This is a genomic window from Myroides indicus, assembly GCF_004364575.1.
In the GTDB taxonomy this organism is placed as follows: Bacteria; Bacteroidota; Bacteroidia; order Flavobacteriales; family Flavobacteriaceae; genus Flavobacterium; species Flavobacterium indicum_A.
Window position 1 is genome coordinate 57,809 of record NZ_SOAG01000007.1, and the last position, 21,204, is coordinate 79,012.

General features: G+C 37.0%; 13 protein-coding genes. 10 read left to right on the forward strand and 3 right to left on the reverse strand.

Annotated features, from left to right (window positions below):
* Nucleotides 1-78: 78 nt before the first annotated feature.
* Nucleotides 79-4,617 (reverse strand): DNA polymerase III subunit alpha, encoded by a 4,539-nt coding sequence (dnaE, locus tag C8P70_RS04250; RefSeq protein WP_133712099.1) that lies wholly within the window; start codon nucleotides 4,615-4,617, stop codon nucleotides 79-81.
* 110 nt (nucleotides 4,618-4,727) lie between these two features.
* On the reverse strand, nucleotides 4,728-5,360 hold the full coding sequence (locus tag C8P70_RS04255; RefSeq protein WP_133712100.1) for a DUF6252 family protein: 633 nt from the start codon (nucleotides 5,358-5,360) through the stop codon (nucleotides 4,728-4,730).
* Between the two features lie 198 nt (nucleotides 5,361-5,558).
* On the opposite strand from C8P70_RS04255, the gene C8P70_RS04260 reads away from it, so the two are divergent.
* The 10 genes from C8P70_RS04260 to metF all read left to right on the forward strand — a co-directional run bounded on the left by C8P70_RS04260 (nucleotide 5,559) and on the right by metF (nucleotide 19,960).
* Nucleotides 5,559-6,086, forward strand: a complete 528-nt coding sequence (locus tag C8P70_RS04260) for a 30S ribosomal protein S16 (RefSeq protein ID WP_133712101.1) — start codon at nucleotides 5,559-5,561, stop codon at nucleotides 6,084-6,086.
* A 12-nt stretch (nucleotides 6,087-6,098) separates the two neighbouring features.
* The gene (gene rimM / locus C8P70_RS04265; RefSeq protein WP_133712102.1) at nucleotides 6,099-6,623 is read left to right on the forward strand and encodes a ribosome maturation factor RimM; all 525 of its coding nucleotides are present in this window, start codon (nucleotides 6,099-6,101) and stop codon (nucleotides 6,621-6,623) included.
* Between the two features lie 72 nt (nucleotides 6,624-6,695).
* Entirely contained in the window at nucleotides 6,696-7,403 is a 708-nt protein-coding gene (locus tag C8P70_RS04270) for a tRNA1(Val) (adenine(37)-N6)-methyltransferase (RefSeq protein ID WP_133712103.1), read from the forward strand.
* Nucleotides 7,404-7,880: 477 nt separating this feature from the next.
* Complete coding sequence (locus C8P70_RS04275; protein WP_133712104.1) at nucleotides 7,881-9,155, forward strand: O-acetylhomoserine aminocarboxypropyltransferase/cysteine synthase family protein; 1,275 nt, start codon at nucleotides 7,881-7,883, stop codon at nucleotides 9,153-9,155.
* A 1-nt stretch (nucleotide 9,156) separates the two neighbouring features.
* Complete coding sequence (locus C8P70_RS04280; protein WP_133712105.1) at nucleotides 9,157-10,296, forward strand: trans-sulfuration enzyme family protein; 1,140 nt, start codon at nucleotides 9,157-9,159, stop codon at nucleotides 10,294-10,296.
* Between the two features lie 16 nt (nucleotides 10,297-10,312).
* The gene (locus C8P70_RS04285) at nucleotides 10,313-11,278 is read left to right on the forward strand and encodes an alpha/beta fold hydrolase (RefSeq protein WP_133712106.1); all 966 of its coding nucleotides are present in this window, start codon (nucleotides 10,313-10,315) and stop codon (nucleotides 11,276-11,278) included.
* Nucleotides 11,279-11,290: 12 nt separating this feature from the next.
* Complete coding sequence (gene thrA / locus C8P70_RS04290) at nucleotides 11,291-13,693, forward strand: bifunctional aspartate kinase/homoserine dehydrogenase I (RefSeq protein WP_133712107.1); 2,403 nt, start codon at nucleotides 11,291-11,293, stop codon at nucleotides 13,691-13,693.
* Nucleotides 13,694-14,033: 340 nt separating this feature from the next.
* Nucleotides 14,034-15,227: a trans-sulfuration enzyme family protein gene (locus tag C8P70_RS04295; RefSeq protein ID WP_133712108.1), complete on the forward strand. Its 1,194-nt coding sequence runs from the start codon at nucleotides 14,034-14,036 to the stop codon at nucleotides 15,225-15,227.
* A gap of 45 nt (nucleotides 15,228-15,272) precedes the next feature.
* Nucleotides 15,273-19,004, forward strand: a complete 3,732-nt coding sequence (gene metH, locus C8P70_RS04300) for a methionine synthase (protein WP_133712109.1) — start codon at nucleotides 15,273-15,275, stop codon at nucleotides 19,002-19,004.
* Nucleotides 19,001-19,960 carry a methylenetetrahydrofolate reductase [NAD(P)H] gene (gene metF / locus C8P70_RS04305; RefSeq protein WP_133712110.1) on the forward strand — a complete coding sequence of 320 codons (960 nt, stop codon included), beginning with the start codon at nucleotides 19,001-19,003 and terminating at the stop codon, nucleotides 19,958-19,960. Before metH ends, metF begins: the two co-directional genes overlap by 4 nt.
* An 82-nt stretch (nucleotides 19,961-20,042) precedes the next feature.
* Here the strand turns inward: metF and C8P70_RS04310 are convergent, their stop codons facing one another.
* Nucleotides 20,043-21,164, reverse strand: coding sequence for a hypothetical protein (locus C8P70_RS04310; RefSeq protein WP_133712111.1), 1,122 nt, complete (start codon nucleotides 21,162-21,164; stop codon nucleotides 20,043-20,045).
* Between the last annotated feature and the right edge of the window lie 40 nt (nucleotides 21,165-21,204).

Genomic DNA, 21,204 nt, shown 5'->3' on the forward strand with positions numbered 1-21,204 from the left:
ACTTCAACAAATCTAATAAATAATTTAAACTTACCTAATCGAATCATATTAATTTTATCTATGAACTAATTGTTAAAACTAATTCAATTTAAAATTAACTTGCAATCTTTCTAACTCTTCGAGAAATTCTGCCACAATATTCACCCTGCTATTCTTACTGTTCATTTCCAACTTATTAATCACCCTATATTCTTCTTTTTTTGTTTCCATTGCCGGAACATTCTCTAGTTCAATATCCATTTCCTCCATAACTTCTCCATCATAATCTACATCTATCTGAGGTTTCCCCATTACAGGAATAAAAGTTTCATCTTCCGTTATTTTTTCAATTTCAGCAATTTCAAACGACACGGGTTTATCTCCCCGGTATCTATCAAAAATCTCTTTCATCTTTGTTAATTGAACCGGATGCAGTTCTTTCACATTCATATGTACCACTATTTTTTTGGCATAGGTCGGAATAACTTCATGAAGAAGCTTCACTTCCATAAACTGGATACGAGGTTCGCCTTTTTCTCCGGTATCTTTCCGTATCCACCCTTCTCGTATCTGAAGTTTTACATATACAAAAGTATTGTTAAGCAGAAAGTGTCTGAACTTTAAAAACTCTTCATTAAACATTCTAAAATCATAACTTTCATCATATCCTTCAATTGAAAACATAGCCCAATCTTTGCCCTTAGCAGAAGTTCTGAACTGAACATTATTAATCATTCCTCCAAAACTTACAGTTCTTCCTGTTAAAGCTTCCAGATTTCTCAACTCTTCAACCCTGAGATTACAAAAATAATTCATCTCAAATCTAAAATCATCCAGAGGATGTCCTGAAATATAAATTCCAACTACTTCCTTTTCCTTTGCCAGCTTTTCCATTGTCGACCATTCTTCACAAGAAGGTAAAAAAGGTTCCGGAATTTGTACTTCACTACTCTCTCCAAATAGGCTAACTTGAGCAGAATTTTCATTTTCCTGAAATTTAGCTCCGTATTTTACTGCTTTTTCTAAAAAAGTATTAGAATCTGATGAATCTATATAAAAATATTGCGCTCTGTGGGTATTGTCAAAACAATCAAACCCACCTGCCAATGCCAGATTTTCAAAAGCTTTTTTATTTGCTGCACGCAAATCAATTCGCTTTGCTAAATCAAAAATGGATCTGTATTTGCTGTTTTGTCTGTTTTCAACGATGGTATTTACTGCTCCTTGACCAACTCCTTTTACTGCCCCCATACCAAAGCGGATTTCATACTTTTCATTTACTGTAAACTTGTAAAAGGATTCATTCACATCTGGACCAAGTACCTTTAATCCCATTCGCTTACATTCTTCCATAAAGAATGTAACCTGTTTAATATCGTTCATATTATTTGATAAGACTGCCGCCATATATTCTGCCGGGTAATGTGCTTTTAAATATGCTGTTTGGTAAGCTACCCAAGCATAACAAGTAGAGTGAGATTTATTAAAAGCATAAGAAGCGAACGCTTCCCAGTCTTTCCATATTTTTTCAAGAACTACCGCATCGTGTCCTTTTTCTACCGCCTGATTAATAAACTGAGGCTTCATCTTATCCAAGACATCTTTTTGTTTTTTCCCCATGGCTTTACGCAAAACGTCGGCCTCACCTTTTGTAAAACCTGCCAATTTCTGAGACAAAAGCATTACCTGTTCTTGATATACTGTAATTCCATATGTTTCCTCCAAGAATTCTTTACAAGCTTCTAAATCATATACAATGGGTTCTTCTCCATTTTTACGACGAATAAAAGAAGGAATATATTCTAGTGGTCCCGGGCGATAAAGAGCATTCATCGCAATCAAATCTGCAAAAACGGTAGGTTTTAACTCTCTCATGTACTTTTGCATCCCCGGCGACTCATACTGAAACACTCCTACTGTTTCTCCCCTTTGAAAAAGCTCGTATGTTTGTATATCATCAATGGGAATTGTATCGGGATTAATCTCTATTCCTGTTCTATACTTGACAAGCTTAACAGTGTCTTTAATTAATGTCAGTGTTTTTAAGCCCAGAAAGTCCATTTTTAACAATCCAGCACTTTCAGCTACTGAATTATCAAATTGGGTAACATACAAATCGGAGTCCTTTGCTAAAACAACCGGGACAAACTTTGTGATATCATCCGGCGTAATAATAACCCCGCAGGCGTGTATTCCCGTATTCCGCATAGAACCTTCTAAAACCTGAGCCTGACGAATAGTTTCTCCCGCTAAAGTATCTTCTTTGGCTATGCTGATTAATTCTCTTACTCTGTCAAACTCCTCACTTCGCAAAGCCCCTTTTATCATGTTTTCTTCTTCAGACAGAAATCGGGCGAGATTCCATTTAGATGGCATCATACCCGGAATTAGCTTGGCAATTCTATCTGCTTCAAATAAAGGCAGATCTAAAACCCTTGCTGTATCTCGAATGGCTGATTTAGTTGCCATTTTACCATAGGTAATAATCTGCGCTACCTGATTTGCTCCGTATTTTTCAATTACGTAATCCATTACTCTGCCACGTCCCTCATCATCAAAGTCAATATCTATATCTGGCATCGAAATCCTATCAGGATTCAAGAAACGCTCAAAAAGCAAATCATACTCAATAGGATCTAAATTTGTAATTCCCAAGCAATATGCTACTGCAGAGCCCGCAGCAGAACCACGTCCCGGTCCAACAGAAACCCCCATGTTTCTTGCTGCCGCAATAAAGTCCTGAACAATTAAAAAATATCCTGGGTAACCTGTTCGCTCAATAGTTGCCAATTCAAAATCAAGCCGTTCCTGTATTTCTTCTGTTATTTCTTTATACCTCTTTTTAGCTCCTTCATAAGTTAAATGGCGTAAGTAATTATTTTCTCCTCTTTTGCCATTACCACCATCTTCTAAATCTCTGGTATCCTGAAATTCATGCGGTATAGCAAATTTAGGCAGCAGTACATCTCTGTGTAAAACAAAGGATTCTACTTTATTTATTATTTCTTCAATATTATAAATCGCTTCCGGCAGATCTTGAAAAAGCTCTTTCATTTCTGCCTCTGTCTTAAAATAATATTCCTGATTAGGCAATCCGTAGCGATATCCTCTTCCTCGACCAATGGGAGTAGATTGTTTTTCGCCATCTTTCACACACAGCAAAATATCGTGTGCATTTGCATCTTTTTTTTCTAGATAATATGCATTATTAGTCGCTACTATTTTAACTTTATGTTTACGGGAAAATTCAATCAAAACCTGATTGACACGGTTTTCATCTTCTTGTTCATGCCGCATAATTTCGATATACAAATCTTCTCCAAACTCACTTTTCCACCACAGCAATGCCTCTTCTGCCTGCTTTTCTCCCACATTGAGAATTTTACCAGGGATTTCTCCATACAAATTCCCGGTTAAAACAATGATATCTTCTTTATATTTTTTAACGACTTCTTTATCTATACGCGGAACATAATAAAAACCATCTGTATAAGCTATAGAAGCCATTTTTGCTAAGTTGTGATAACCCCGCTTATTTTTTGCGAGCATTACCACCTGAAAGCCATTATCTTTTTTAGTTTTATCTGCGTGATTTTCACAAACAAAAAACTCGCAGCCTACAATAGGAACTAATGGAGGCAAAGCTTTTTCTCCTTGTTCTATACGTGATTTATTCTGTGCTTCAATTCCTTTATTGTAATCACTAACCGCCTTTACAAATAAAAAGGCTCCCATCATATTTCCATGATCGGTCATAGCAACTGCCGGCATTTTCATTTCTACTGCTTTTTTAATCAAGCCGGGAATTGATATTGTAGATTGAAGAATAGAAAATTGGGTATGTACATGTAAGTGTGCAAATTGTGCTTTTTCGAATCTTTGTTTGGCTTCTTCAGAAATTACCTCTGTTGTATCCCCTTGTTGTTTTTGAAGTCTCTTCCTGATGTCATCAGAAGCTTTTTTTAGATTAATATGCTTTAATCCTACAGGTCTAAAAGGCTCTGGATTTACTTTTATATAATTTTCAATGTAGCCTTCTTCAACCTGAAGTTCTTCAACGCTAAATGCATTTCGTTTAATCAACTCTAAAAAGCAACGCGTAGTGGCTTCAACGTCCGCTGTAGCATTGTGTGCTTCTGCAAAAGGCTCTCCAAATAAATAAGTATGAAGCTCTGTTAAAGTAGGTAATTTATATCTACCTCCTCTACCACCGGGTAACTTGAGCATTTCCGCAGTTACTTCAGTACAAGTATCCAATACTGGTAACTTCGTCATTATAGAATCTATTCCTATCCTATAAAATTCGCACCCCATGATATTGAGGTCAAACCCTACATTTTGACCGACTATAAAGCGTGTTTTTGATAGAGCTATATTAAACTTTTCTAATACTTCTTTCAAAGAAATTCCCTGCTCTTCTGCCAATTCAGTGGAAATTCCATGAATTCGCTCCGAATCATATGGTATATTAAATCCCTCGGGTCTGACAAGATAGTCCTGATGTTCAATAAGATTTCCCATTTCATCATGTAATTGCCATGCAATCTGAATACATCTCGGCCAGTTATCTGTATCTGTAATAGGTGCAGACCAACTTTTAGGAAGTCCTGTTGTTTCGGTATCAAAAATTAAATACATACTTGATTTTGTGGATATTAATGTCAAAAAAAGTTTTATTCAGCCTATACAAAGGTACAAAAAAAGACCGCTTTAAAAAACGGTCTTATTATTAAAACAAACTCTTATTCTTATTTCGCCTCCCCTAAAGGAATTCTAAAAAACACTCCATCTTGGAAAGACTTTTTATCAACGTATTTCTTTTTAATAAATACCACCGCAGCTCCATCAGGAATATCATCAGGCATCTCACCTACTCCTCCTGTTTCATCAGGAGGTAACAAAGAAGCATTCATGTTAATGACAAATCTCCCTGAAATACTACCTGGCACTTGTTTTTCCGCCACATCAAAAATTACAAAGCCCGGATTTTCTATCTCTTTTTCATCTTTCCCTTTTATATCCGTACCATAAGATCCTATTACTTTTTCATCATCATCTAATAAAAAATATTCCGCAAATATTCCTTTAGTTTTATCAAATTCATATTTGGTTCCAAATTCATATTCAGGAACTGTAATCATTAGTTTTGTAGAATCCGTTACAGCTTCTATAACCAATCCTTTTCCACTAACAACTAAGGCTTTAAAATCCTGAGGTCTATATTCTGTAAATCTATTGTACGGAGACTGATTCAAAGCAGTAGTATCTGTAATTGCATCAAGGGTCATTTGAGCATGCATTCCGGGTGTTGCAAATTTAACATCGTTTTCACACGCTACAAAAGCTAAAGCAACTGCAAGTATTCCAAATATTTTTTTCATAGCAACTAACTCCTTTTTAATGTTCTATTAGGCAAAAATAGATTTTTTTGTCGATGAAAAAAACTTTTTTTAATATAATTTTAACCTTTAACATTTAATTTTTTTAATTGAAGTATACGTAGTTGTTTTTTAATAAAAAGAATTATATTTGCAAAAATTTTTAACCGAGGTCGGGTACCTCAAATAAATTAATAAAATATGTCTGTAAAAATTAGATTACAAAGACACGGTAAAAAAGGAAAACCTTTTTATTGGGTAGTAGCTGCTGATTCACGCGCTAAAAGAGATGGTAAATACTTAGAAAAAATTGGTACTTACAATCCTAATACTAACCCTGCAACTGTTGATATCGATGTTGACTCAGCTGTAAAATGGTTAGATAATGGCGCACAACCAACAGATACTGCAAGAACATTACTTTCTTACAAAGGAGCGATGTTAAAACACCACTTACAAGGCGGAGTTAGAAAAGGTGCTCTCACGCAAGAACAAGCTGATGCTAAATTTACAGCTTGGTTAGAGGAAAAAGCTGCTAAAATTAGCGCTAAAGCAGAAGGTTTATCTACTTCAAAAGCTGCTGAAAGAGCAAAACAAATTGCTGCCGAAAAAGAAGTTAGTGCAAAACGCGCTGCTGCTGCTCAGGAAGCAAAAGCTGCATCAGAGACTGCTAATGCAGAAGAAACTGTTGAATCAACAGAAGAAAACAACGAAGAAACTCAAGCTTAACCTAACAGCGATATGCGTAAAAAAGACTGTTTCTATTTAGGCAAAATCGCAAAAAAATTTAGCTTTAAAGGGGAGGTATTGATTTATTTAGATACTGACGAACCTGAGTTATACGAAAATTTGGAATCAGTGTTCGTTGAATTCAACGGACAACTGGTTCCTTTTTTTATTACACACGCTTTTTTACATAAAAACGATTTTTTGAGAGTTCGGTTTGAAGATTGTGACTCTGAAGAAGAAGCTGATAGTTTACTTGGCTGCGAACTTTATTTGCCATTATCTATGTTACCGAAACTTGATGGCAATAAATTTTATTATCATGAAATCATCGGATTTGATGTATTTGACATCAACAAAAAATATATAGGAAAACTCAGCTCTATTAATGACAGTGCTTCACAACCTTTATTTATCATCGATTTGCATGGAATTGAAATTTTAATTCCTATGATTGATGCTTTTATCCATTTAGTAGACCGAAACAACAAAAAATTAATACTGGATATCCCTGAGGGATTAGTTGAGCTGTATTTATAAAATTTTGAATCCAAAATCATTAAGGTTGCTATTTTATATTATCATCTTTATTTCGTTTTTTAAAGGTTAGGTATGTTTCAATTTAAACAATTCACTATACAGCAGGATAAGTGTGCGATGAAGGTAGGTACGGATGGAGTAATATTAGGAGCATGGACACCGATAGACAATAATCCTTACAATGTGTTAGACATAGGATCAGGCACAGGACTATTAGCCTTAATGATGGCACAGCGCACAGGTGCAGAGCAGATAGATGGAGTAGAAATAGACGAAAACGCACATGAGCAAGCTGTAGAGAACTTTGAGAACAGCCCTTGGGGTGATAGACTATTCTGTTACCATGCCGATTTAGAGACCTTCGCTAATGAGATGGAAGAAGAGTATGATTTAATTATCTCTAATCCTCCTTTCTATAGTGAAGATTATCACACAAATGATAAGCAGAGAGATACTGCTCGCTTTCAGGATGCGATGCCTTTTGATTTATTAATTGAAGCAGTAGAATATTTCTTGTCTGAGAAAGGTGTCTTTAGTGTAATTATTCCTGCTAAAGAAGAAGAGACACTAATGCGATTAGCAGCCGAGTTTGGTATCTATCCATTCAAGGTAACTCGCGTTCGAGGGAACGAACAAGCTGAAATCAAACGTAGCTTAATTGCTTTTTCACGTCAATTAGTGGAAAAAATCCCCTTAGATGAGCTAACTATCGAAGTAGAGAGACATCAGTACACCCCAGCATTTGAGGCACTTGTGAGAGATTTTTATTTAAAATTATAAAAAAAATTACTTTTATTTTGTTTATTCCAAAATAAATTAATGATATTTGTACCAACGAAAACAAAGAAGAAAAAATGAATACAGTTTATACAATGATGATGACAATGATGATGTGGAGAAATCCGCAGGGCTTGTTATTTGCATAAACTTAAATTCTAAATAACATATATAAAGCCCTTGCAATAGCGAGGGCTTTTTTTTTACACCAAACCAAACAGTATATAATTAGATAAATATAAATACCATGATTTTCAATACTAACACAATGATGATGGCAATGATGATGATGAACATGATGATGTTCACGACGCCCTATTGCCTAAAGCCAACGAGTTAGTTATAATCTAAACAAAGAGATTAAAATACTTGAAGTCCTTTTGGCAATGCCGAAAGGACTTTTTTTATGCCCTTTACTCAGTAGGGGTTAAGTACTGAGAAAATAAAAAACGAGTAACTAAAACATTAAAAAATATAACCATGAGCAATCTAAATTTTTCAACACAAGCATTACACGCAGGACACAATGTACAATCTACAGCAGGAACAAGAGCTGTGCCTATCTATCAGACATCATCGTATGTATTCGAAAATGCTGATCATGCAGCAGGAGCTTTTAACCTGTCTATCCCAGCGTATATCTATACAAGATTAAACAACCCTACTAACGATATCTTAGAACAACGCTTAGCAGCACTTGAGGGAGGTATCGGAGCAGTGGTAACAGCATCAGGAGCATCTGCTATCTCTACAACGTTCTTAACATTATTAAAAGCAGGAGACCACATCGTATCATCTAATAGCTTATACGGAGGAACTTATAACTTATTTAATGTTACTCTTCCAAGATTCGGTATCAACACCACTTTCGTAGATCCATCTGATGTAGAGAACTTCAGAACAAATATTCAAGAGAACACAAAAGCAATATTCGTAGAGAGTTTAGGTAATCCGAAGTTAGACATCATTAACCTAAAAGCAGTAGCAAAGATTGCACAAGAGTTTAAAATACCTTTCATCGTAGATAACACTGTTGCCTCTCCTGCTCTACTTAACCCTATCGAATATGGAGCTAATATCGTAGTACACTCGCTGACTAAGTATATCACAGGTAATGGTACTTCTCTAGGTGGAGCGATTATCGATGCAGGGACATTTGATTGGTCAAGTGGTAGATTCCCAGAGTTCACAGAACCTTCTCCAGGATACCACGGACTAATATATCACCAAGCGTTAGGTAATGCCGCTTTCATTGCCAAAATCAGAGTAGAAGGATTAAGAGATTTAGGTGCTGCACTTAGCCCATTCAATGCCTTCCAAATCATCCAAGGATTAGAGACATTGTCTATCCGTATCCAAAAGCACAGTGAGAATGCTCTTGCATTAGCAGAGTGGTTAGAGAAACAAGATGCTGTAGCATGGGTAAACTATCCTGGTCTGAAGTCAAGCCCTTACCACGACTTAGCAAAAGAGTACTTGCCTAAAGGACAAAGTGGAGTGGTAACATTCGGATTGAAAAAAGGATTTGAAGCAGCGAAGACAGTAGCTAACGAGACAAAACTATTCTCACTACTTGCTAACATCGGAGATACTAAGTCATTAATCATTCACCCTGCTTCTACTACACACCAACAATTAAGTGTAGCTGAACAAAAAGCAACAGGAGTAGCACCTGACTTAATCAGACTATCTGTAGGAATAGAAAACATAGAAGACCTAAAAGCAGATTTAGCTAACGTATTTAAAACATTATAAGATGAGGACCCAAACAGACATACTAAAACACATTCCGATAGACCCACACACAGGAGCCATAGCTGTACCAATCTATCAGACAACGACATTCGCTCAAGAGGCACCAGGAGTAAACAAGGGATTTGACTACACTCGTACTAATAATCCTACTCGTCAAGCTTTAGAAGAATTAGTTGCTTCATTAGAGAACGGTGCGAAGGGCTTTGCCTTCGGAAGTGGACTTGCTGCAATAGATGCAGTATTCAAGACACTAAGCCAAGGAGACGAAGTAATAGCTGTAGCGAATATCTATGGTGGAACTTACAGACTACTGAATGAGGTGTATGCGAAGTTTGGGATAAAGGCTCATTATGTAGATACAACAGTAGCCGCTAATGTAGAGAAAGCAATCAATGACAAAACAAAATTGATATGGATAGAAAGTCCTACTAACCCTACACTGCGTATATCAGATATACAAGCTATCACGAGTATCGCTAAGCAACATAACGTATGGGTATGCGTAGATAACACCTTCGCTACCCCAATAGCGCAGAAGCCGTTAGACTTAGGAGCTGATATCGTGGTACACAGTGCTACGAAGTATATAGCAGGACATTCTGATGTAGTAGCAGGATTAGTAATAACCAAAACAGAAGAAATCGGAAAGGTCATTAAGTTTCACCAAAACTCAACAGGAGCTATACTAAGTCCCTTCGATAGCTTCTTAACCATCAGGGGTATTGAAACACTCTTGTTGAGATATAAAGGTTGCTCTGAGAATGCTGTCCAGATTGCAGAATACCTCAGCACGCATCCGAAGATAGACAAGATATATTATCTAGGATTAAAAAGTCATGAAGGATATGAACTTGCTAAGAGGCAACAAAAGTATTTCGGGGGCGTCATCAGCTTTGATCTAAAAGAGAATACGAGAGAAGCCGCCTTACAAGTCATACAGAGTTTAAAGCTCTTTACCCTAACAGAAGGTTTAGGAGGTATAAAGAGTTTGAGCAATTATCCCTTTGAGATGTCTCATGGCTCAGTACCTAAAGAGACTAAAATACAAGCTGGGATAACAGAAAGTCTAATACGACTATCTATAGGATTAGAAGAAACAGAAGATTTAATAGAAGATATCAAACAAGCATTAGCACAATAAATAACAATAGAATACCATGAGTCGCTTACAAGAAATAACAATCACTAATCACACACTACCAAACGGAAGTACACATACTTTTCACTTCACCTATCAGGTGGTGGGACAACCTTTACACAGTGCTCCTATCGTATTGGTTAACCATGCTTTGACAGGGAATAGTCAAGTAGCTGGAGACAACGGCTGGTGGAATAGTTTAGTGGGTTATGACAAAGTAATCGATCTCAACAAATACACAGTAATCGCTTTTGATATCCCTGGCAATGGTTTTAACCAACAAGAGAGACACCTCATCCAAGATTATAAAGTACTAACGACTAAAGTTATCGCTGAAGTGTTTTGGAAAGCCTTAGACCGATTACACGTAAGTCACCTTTACGCAATCATCGGAGGAAGCTTAGGAGGAAGTATCGCATGGGAGTTAGCTTTTATAAGACCGACGGCAGTAGATCATTTAATCCCTATCGCGACAAGTTGTAAAGCATCAGATTGGTTAATAGGTAATGCCTTAGTACAAGACAGCATACTGAACAACTCATCAAAGCCGATAGAAGACGCTCGTATGCATGCTATGCTACTCTACCGCACTCCTGCATCGCTCCAGCAGAAGTTCGCCAATGGGTATAAAGAAAGTGAAAACCAATATGCGATAGAGAGTTGGCTTAAATATCATGGGCAGACTTTAGAAAGTCGATTTAAGCTACAAGCTTACAAGCTAATGAATCACCTACTCAAAACAATAGGTCAAGAACAGACCCAAGATAGTCTAAAGGCTTTTGCTCAACTAACAAGTGCACAGATACACTGTATAGCAGTAGATACAGATTATATGTTCACAAACAAAGAACAAGAACAGACAGTCGCTTTATTAAAGGACTGTTGCAAACACATTACATACCAAGAGATTCAATCAATACACGGCCACGATGCCTTCTTAATTGAATACGAACAATTAAACAATTTATTAAAACCATTATTCTAAAATCAGCACATCATGAAAATAGTAAAGTTTGGAGGAAAGTCTCTTGCATCAGGGCAAGCTTTTGACAACGTAAACAATATCATTAAGAAAAAGGTAAACGAAGGGCCTATTACCATAGTAGTTTCTGCTATCGGAGATACAACAGATACCTTAGAGAATATATTAGACTTAGCAAAGACTAAACAAGATTATACAACTGCTTTTGAAGCATTCAAAAACAGAGCATACCACAACGAAGCAGATATACATACAGAAATAGAAGTATTGAGCAAATTATACGAAGGAGTTTCTTTAATTGAAGACTATGGGTTAAAAATTAAAGACCAAGTATTAGCACAAGGAGAATTAATATCAAGTAAGATATTAGCTGCTCAGTTAAATGCCAAAGGGATAAAAGCCATTGCTGTAGATAGCCGTCAATTCTTTATCACAGATAACAACTTCGGTAGTGCACAAGCATTAGATGAAGTATCGAAAAAGAAGACACAAGCTTACTTTGCTAACTTAGACAAAGGGACTATTGCAGTAGTAACAGGGTTTATCGGTGCAACTGAGAAGGGAGAAACGACTACGCTAGGTCGCAATGGTAGTAACTACTCAGCAGCTCTATTAGCTAATTTTATCCAAGCAGATGAATTGCAAAACTATACTCACGTAGACGGTATCTATACTGCTAATCCAGATTGGGTAAAGAACGCTCAAAAGATAGAAGAACTTCACTTCGATGAAGCAAATGAGTTAGCCAACTTCGGAGCTTCTATCTTACATGCTAAAACGATATTACCTCTGGTAGAAAACAATATTCCTCTGCGTATCTTGAATACATTAAACCCAGATAACAAAGGAACATTAATCTCTAACAAGACTACTGCTAAAGGAATCAAATCTCTTTCTGTACAGTCTAATGTTGCCTTAATACAGTTTGAAGGACGTGGATTATTAGGTATCGTAGGAGTTGATGCACGTGTATTTACAGCATTAGCGAATGAAGGAATTAGCGTAGGTGTTATCTCTCAAGGTTCTTCAGAACGTGGATTAGGTTTTATCGTAGAAGAGAAAGATGCTGATAAAGCAGCAGAAGCACTAAATAGAGAATTCTCTAATGATTTCTATACTCGTGATGTGAATAGTATCTCTATCATCCGAGATATAGCAGTGATTTCTATCATTGGTCAGAACCTAAGCACATTTGACAAGCCTTATGCAGCATTAGTAAAGAATAAGATCGTTCCTATTCTTTTCAACAATACGGTAACAGGAAAGAACGTAAGCTTAGTTGTTCGTAAAGAAGAAGCGAAGAAAGCATTAAATGTCATCCACGGGCAAATATTCGGTATCGCGAAGAAGATAAACATCGCTGTATTTGGACACGGATTAGTAGGAGGAACTTTAATCGACCAGATCTTACACTCAGCTCAATCTATAGAAGGCAAAAAGAATATAGCTCTTAACATCTTCGCCATTGGTAACTCTAAAAAAGTATTACTAAACGATGGAGGTATTAACTGTAACTGGAGAGAAGATCTAAAAGAAAAAAGTGTTGCTTATACTATTCAAGAGGTAATCGACTATGCGAATGCTAATCACTTAGAGAACCTAATAGCGATAGATAATACAGCTTCTGGAGAGTTTATCAAGAATTATATTCCGTTAGTAGAGAATGGTTTTGACCTTATCTCATCGAATAAGATAGCAAACACCATCTCTTATAGCTTCTACAAAGAGCTTCGTCAAACATTAAAGGCAAATCACAAAGAATATCTATACGAGACAAACGTAGGTGCAGGTTTACCATTGATTGATACGATTAAACTACTTCATTTATCAGGAGAAAATATCACGAAGATAAAAGGAGTGTTCTCAGGAAGTCTAAGCTATATATTCAATAACTACTCTATCCAAGACAGACCATTCAGTGAAGTGCTGAAAGAAGCGATAGAGAAAGGATATACAGAGCCAGACCCACGAGAAGACTTATCTGGTAATGATGTAGGACGTAAGTTATTAATTCTTGCTCGTGAGTTAGACCTACAAAACGAGTTCGAAGAAATTAATATCCAAAACTTAATTCCAACAGACTTACAAGCTGTGGATACACCAACGTTCTTAAACAATTTAGAGAAGCTAAACCCTTATTTCGATAAGATAAAACAAGGCTTAGCACCAGATACAGTACTTCGCTATGTAGGAGAACTATCAGGTGACTTACAAGAGGACAAAGGAGTATTAGAAACAAAGCTAATCGAAGTACCTACTAGCTCAGCATTAGGACAGTTAAAAGGTTCAGACAGTATATTCGAGATATACACAGAGAGCTACGGAGACAACCCTATCATTATCCAAGGAGCTGGAGCTGGAGCATCTGTTACAGCACGTGGAGTGTTTGGAGATATCTTAAGATTAGCTGATAAATAAATTGGTTAACAGTGGACAGTGAACAGTTTTTTGCCTTCGGCATTGTGCACACATAGTATATCAATGTAGAGACGGATTATTATCCGTGTCACCCAAGGTTCATCAAGTCTATTAAATCTTAAAACAGGTAACTGAAAACTGTGAACCGTTATAGTGTCCCACTTTATGCTACCATTTAATACTATAATAATCATATTAGATCATAATAGTCAATTATGTAAAAAGACTTTATACAAGCGACTACTTTTGATTTGTATTTGATATATAACTATTACCCAAAAACTAAAGACTAACACCGTTAACTGTCCACTGTGAACCGTTAACCGTAAACTAAATAAAGATGAATACAACTAACAATGAAGAAGGCTGTTGTTTTGAGACACAAGCCATAAGAACACAGACAGAGCGCTCCCAATACAATGAGCACTCTACACCACTATACCTAACCTCTAGCTTTGTCTTTGACGATGCAGAGAATATGCGTGCTGTATTTGCAGAAGAAATACAACGATACTCTTACTCTCGCTTTACTAACCCTAACCAAACAGAGCTGGTTGAGAAGATACGTATATTCGAAAAAGCAGAAGCAGGTTTTGCCTTTGCTACAGGTATGGCGGCTGTGTACTGTAGCTTGTTCCCATTATTAAAAACAGGTGATCACATTGTTTCTTGTTCTAATATTTTTGGTTCTACGAGAGGGTTATTCAGTAATACCTTTCCAGAGTGGGGAGTTGAGACGAGTTACTTTGACCTTAATCAAGTATATGATGTAGAGCGTTTAATCAAACCTAACACTAAGATACTATTTGCAGAAAGTCCTACTAACCCAGGAGTGGACGTATTAGACTTAGCCTACTTAGGAGAAATAGCAAAGAAACACAACCTTATTTTTATCGTTGACAATACCTTCGCTACACCCTACCTACAGAACCCTATTACCTTAGGAGCTCATATCGTAGTGCACTCTGCTACGAAGTTAATTGATGGACAAGGTAGAGCCTGTGGAGGAGTAACTGTAGGATATAAAAAATACATCCATAAGATATATCTGTTTGCCCGTACCATAGGTGCTAGTATCTCTCCATTTAATGCTTGGGTATTATCTAAGAGCTTAGAGACATTAGCTATACGAGTAGACAGACATTGTGAGAATGCCTTGACTATAGCAGAGTATTTAGAACAACACCCTGCAGTAGAGTTTATCAAATACCCTTTCTTGCCAAGTCATCCACAATACGAAATTGCTAAAAAACAAATGAAACAAGGGGGTAACATCATTGCCTTTGGGATTAAAGGAGGACTAGATACTGGTAGAACATTCTTAGATGCTTTACAGTTATGTAGTCGCACTGCTAATCTTGGAGATAGTAGAACTATCGTTACCCACCCTGCTTCTACCACACATAGTAAGGTTCCTGCAGAAGAAAAAGTAGCCACAGGTATTACAGACAACCTGATACGTCTATCTGTCGGTTTAGAGAATACAAAAGATATTATCCGTGACTTAGAACAAGCTTTAACTACTGCACAGTAAAACAAGTTCAAGACACTTCAAAAACATTGATTAAAAGAGAAAATTATGTCAACAACACTTATACATACTGATATCAGAAGCCTATTAAAACAAAGAACATTAGTACTCGATGGAGCAATGGGTACAATGCTTCAGGCTTACCGATTCTCAGAAGAAAACTTTAGAGGAGAGCGCTTTGCTGATTTTGCTCATCCTTTAAAAGGAAATAATGACTTGTTGTCTATAACTCAACCTGACGTTGTAAAAGAAGTACACAGACAATATCTTTTGGCAGGAGCTGATATTTTATCTACGAATACCTTCTCGGGTACTACCATTGCTATGGCAGATTATCACCTTGAAGATATAGTATACGAACTAAACTACCAATCGGCTAAGATAGCGCGAGAAGTAGCAGACGAAGTAGAAGCTTTAGACCCTAATAAACCTCGTTATGTAGCAGGAGCTATTGGACCAACGAATAAGACAGCGAGTCTATCTCCTGATGTAAATAATCCAGGATATCGTGCCATTACTTTTGAAGAATTGCGTATAGCGTATAAACAGCAAGCAGAAGCATTATTAGACGGTGGATGTGACTTACTATTAGTCGAGACTATATTCGACACCCTTAATGCTAAAGCAGCTTTATTCGCTATAGACGAGATACAAGCAGAACGAGGTATCGATATTCCAATTATGATTTCAGGTACGATAACTGATGCTTCGGGGCGTACCTTGTCAGGACAGACTGTTGAGGCTTTTCTGATTTCTATAGCCCATATCCCTTTATTGAGTATAGGGTTTAACTGTGCTTTAGGAGCAGAACAATTAGAACCGTATGTAAAACAACTGAGTCAACACGCAGCAGTGAATATTTCTGCTCACCCGAATGCTGGTTTACCAAATGCCTTTGGAGAATATGACCAAACACCAACAGAGATGAAAGAACTAATCGATAGCTTCTTGAGTCAAAACTTGGTACAGATTATTGGAGGTTGTTGTGGTACTACACCAGAGCATATTAAGTTAATTGCTCAGGCAGTAGCAGAACACAGTAAAGATAGACAGCCAAAGCAATACAACCTAAAGCCTGTGCTTGCATTATCTGGATTAGAACCACTATATGTAACTGCCGAGGCTAACTTTATCAACATAGGAGAGCGTACCAATGTTACAGGTTCTCGTAAGTTCCTACGTCTGATTAAAGAAGAGAAATTTGACGAAGCCTTAGCTGTTGCAAGAGAACAAGTAGAGGGTGGTGCTCAGGTTATAGACATTAATATGGATGAAGGACTGTTAGACGGTGTACACTGTATGACTAACTTCCTTAATCTTATAGCCTCTGAACCAGATATTGCGAAAGTTCCTATTATGATTGATAGTTCTAAATGGGAAATTATCGAAGCAGGACTACGCGTAGTACAAGGTAAAGCGATTGTGAACTCTATCAGCCTAAAAGAGGGAGAAGAGTTATTTACCGAACACGCTAAATTAATTAAACGCTATGGAGCTGCCACTGTAGTAATGGCATTCGACGAAAAAGGACAAGCAGATTCTTTAGAAAGACGTATAGAGATATGCCAACGTTCTTATGATATATTAGTCAACCAAGTGAACTTCGCACCTCAGGACATCATCTTTGACCCTAATATATTTCCTGTTGCGACAGGAATGGAAGAGCACAACAACAATGCTTTGGACTTCTTTAATGCCACCAAATGGATTAGAGAGAACCTTCCTTACGCCAATGTAAGTGGTGGTGTAAGTAATGTTTCTTTCTCGTTTAGAGGGAATAATAAAGTACGTGAAGCGATGCATGCAGCCTTCTTATATCATGCGATACAGCACGGTATGAATATGGGTATAGTGAATCCTGAGATGTTAGAAGTGTACGATGAGGTAGACAAGGATCTAATGAAACACGTAGAAGACGTGTTGCTAAATAGACGTGATGATGCGACTGAACGCCTACTTGACTTTGCCGAAAGTATTAAAAATGAAAGTGCTATTCAATCAACCGAAATCAAAGTAGAGGAATGGCGTTCAGGTAGTATCCAAGACCGACTAACACATGCATTAGTAAAAGGAATAGAAACTTACGTCATAGAAGATACAGAAGAAGCTCGCCTAAGCGTGCCTCAACCTATCCAAGTCATTGAACAATACCTAATGAATGGAATGAATGTAGTCGGAGACCTATTCGGAGCAGGTAAGATGTTCTTACCACAAGTAGTAAAGTCTGCACGTGTGATGAAGAAAGCTGTAGCCTATCTACTTCCGTTTATTGAAGAAAGTAAAAAACAGAATGCAGAAGCCTCTGTAGGTAATGCTGGTAAGATACTTATGGCCACTGTGAGAGGGGATGTACACGACATCGGTAAGAATATCGTAGCTGTGGTATTAGCTTGTAATAACTATGAGATTATAGACCTTGGGGTAATGGTTCCACCTGAGAAGATCATTGAGACAGCTATTAAAGAACAAGTGGATATCATCGGACTAAGTGGATTAATCACACCTTCTTTAGACGAGATGGTACACTTAGCTAAAGAATTAGACAAGGTCAATAGCAATATTCCAATCATGATTGGTGGGGCAACAACTTCACGTGTTCATACAGCCGTGAAGATAGCACCAGAGTACAAGAATTGTGTTGTACATGTACACGATGCCTCACGTTCAGTGACCATTGCTAATCAGTTATTACAAAAAGAAGTTGAAGCAACATTTAAAGATAACATCAAAGAAGAATATGATCAGCTAAGACGCGATTACTTAGGTAGAGCAAGAGACAAAAGCTATATCACAATAGAACAAGCAAGAGCAAACAAAGTCAAGATAGAATGGGATGCTAAAGACATTGTCAAACCCAACTTTATCGGTACGAAAACCTTAACAGTAGAATTAGACGAATTATTGCCATTTATAGATTGGGCACCGTTCTTCCGTTCTTGGCAGTTGTATGGTAAGTTCCCTCAGATATTAACCGATGAGGTAGTCGGACAGACAGCTACTCAAGTATATGATGATGCCTTGATTATGTTAGACAAGATTATTAATGAACGTTGGTTCGAAGCACGAGGTGTCTTAGGCATTTTCCCTGCAAATCAAGTTAATGATGATGATATCGAAGTCTACAATGAACAAGGAGAAACATTAGATAAGTTATTAACACTGCGTCAACAATCATTAAAGAATATCAAGGCTCCGAATATTGCCTTAGCAGACTTCGTTGCTCCAAAAGAAAGTGGATTAGAAGACTATATTGGTTTATTCGCTGTCTCAACAGGTTTTGGAGTAGATGAAATAGCAAAAGAATACGAAGATGACCTTGATGACTATAACGCTATTATGGTGAAGGCCTTAGCAGATCGTTTAGTAGAAGCCTTTGCAGAATATCTACACCGCCGTGTCCGCAAAGAGATTTGGGGATATGCTTCTGCAGAACGCCTTAGTAATGAAGAACTGATAAAAGAAGCATATCAAGGTATCAGACCTGCACCAGGATATCCTGCTTGTCCTGATCATTTAGAAAAAGGTACAATATGGAAACTCCTACAAGTCGAAGAACGAATAGGTGTTAGTCTAACAGAAAGTTATGCGATGTTCCCTGCTGCTGCAGTATCTGGTTACTACTTCGCCCACCCACAGAGTAGATACTTTGGGTTAGGTAAGATAGAACAAGATCAATTAGAAGATTATGCCAATAGAAGAAATATATCAATAGAAGAAGCTGAACGTTGGTTATCTCCCAACTTAGCACAAAATAATAAATTAACGACGAACGAATCATGAAAGTAACAGAACATATCCAAAAAGCAAACGGTAAAACACAATTCTCTTTTGAGATATTACCTCCCTTAAAAGGGCAAAATATTCAAGGAATATTTGACTCTATCGAACCGCTAATGGAGTTTGATCCTCCTTTCATAGACGTAACGTATCATCGAGAAGAATATGAGTACAAAGAAGCAGGCAACGGACTGTGGGAAAAAAGAACAGTTAGAAAAAGACCAGGAACTGTCGGCATTTGTTCGGCTATCCAAAATAGATTCAAGTTGGACGCCATACCGCACATCTTATGTGGAGGATTCACCAAAGAAGACACCGAAAACTTCCTCATAGACCTTGATTTCTTAGGTATTGATAATGTTGTAGCCCTTAGAGGTGATGCTGTGAAGAACGAAACTTACTTCAAACCAGAACCTAAAGGAAATAAGTATGCCTCTGAATTAGTCACTCAGATTGCAGAGCTTAACCAAGGTATCTACTTAAACCCTGAATTAGAGAACACCAGTAAAACTGACTTCTGTATTGGGGTAGCGGGCTACCCAGAGAAACACATGGAAGCACCTAACTTTGATACCGATCTAAAATATCTAAAACAAAAGATCGATAACGGAGCAGAATACATTGTTACTCAAATGTTTTTTGACAACAGTAAGTTCTTTGAGTTTGTGGACAAATGCAGAGCCATAGGTATTGATGTACCAATCATTCCAGGGTTAAAACCATTAGCTACCCTAAGCCAACTCAATCTGTTACCTCAACGCTTTAAAGTTGACTTACCAGATGATTTGGTCGCTGAGGTACTCAAAGCAAAAGACAACACTGCCATCCGTGAGATAGGAATTGAATGGTGTGCTCAGCAGTCAAAAGAACTTATCGCTGCAAGCATCCCTATCGTACACTACTACTCTATGGGTAAATCTGATAATATCATTAAGATTATCAGACAAGCAACTATATAATTTAACCAATATATACAACTAAAAAACAAACCTACTCTTCTTAAAGAAGAGTAGGTTTTGTAAAAATAATTCTTATAAATAATTAGATTTTTTGCAAACTTTTTCCTAAAATTCCAATTTGACTTTTACTAATAACATTTAAATCATTTTTGTTAACAGATTTAATGCTTTGCCATTGAGCAGGTATGATATCACCTGTATAATCGTTTTTAATGGTTTTTCCAGATTTAAAAGTTGCTGAATATTTAACTTCTCCATCATAATATTCTCCATTCAGACCATTAAGTGCATAGCTCATTTTCAAATTAGATGAAGGCAATGGCAAGCCAGTAGTTTCATCCTGCTCTGTAAAATCAATAGCACTACCACCTGTAGCAGCAAATACTACAATATAATAACCTGTTACATTACTACCTGCAGGATCTGTACCTATTAAATTTCCACTCGCATCAAATACTGCTGGAGTACTAAAAAGTGTCTGAATTACATAATCAGCTGTTTTAGTTTGAGATAACCATATAATCTCGTCATCTTCAGTAATTCCTCTCGTACCTAAAAGCTCCTGAGTAACAGTGTAATCAACTCCATCATATGTCAGAGTTCCGTCTCCCGAAGGTGGAATAAACTCAATAACTTCAAATGACACCTTATTACTTTCTACATCACCTTTTTTAGCAATTGCTGTATAGGTTCCCGGTGCTTCTGTCTTAAATGAAGTACCTGTTATAGCTTTGTCATTTACATAAATCACAGCATCTGTAACCGGAAGATTCTTTTCATTCATTACAGTAAAAGATACTTCATCCCCCTCTGTGATAGTTCCTTCATTATCCAATTCTAAAACAAGTTTAGCTTCTGGTTCTGGATCAACGCCTTCTTTAGTTACTTTAACAGTTACAGCATTACTATCTTTAAACCCTTCTTTCTTTGCTACAACTTTGTATTCTCCCGCTGCATCAAATTTATGAGGGTTAGATATTTTATCAGAACCAATATAAAATTCTGCTCCTGATTCTACTTTATCACCTACCTTTACAGTAAAAGTAACTGATTCTCCTTCTTTAATTTCTTTCCTGTCTGCAGACAAGGATAGTGTCTTTTCGTCGCCGCCATTGCCACCATTGCCACTATCATCACTACTGCTACAAGAAACTCCGAATGTAGCCAATCCCGCTACAGCCAAAAACATAAATAATTTCTTCATAAACGTTTGCTTTAATTAGTTAATAATTGTTGTGCAATAT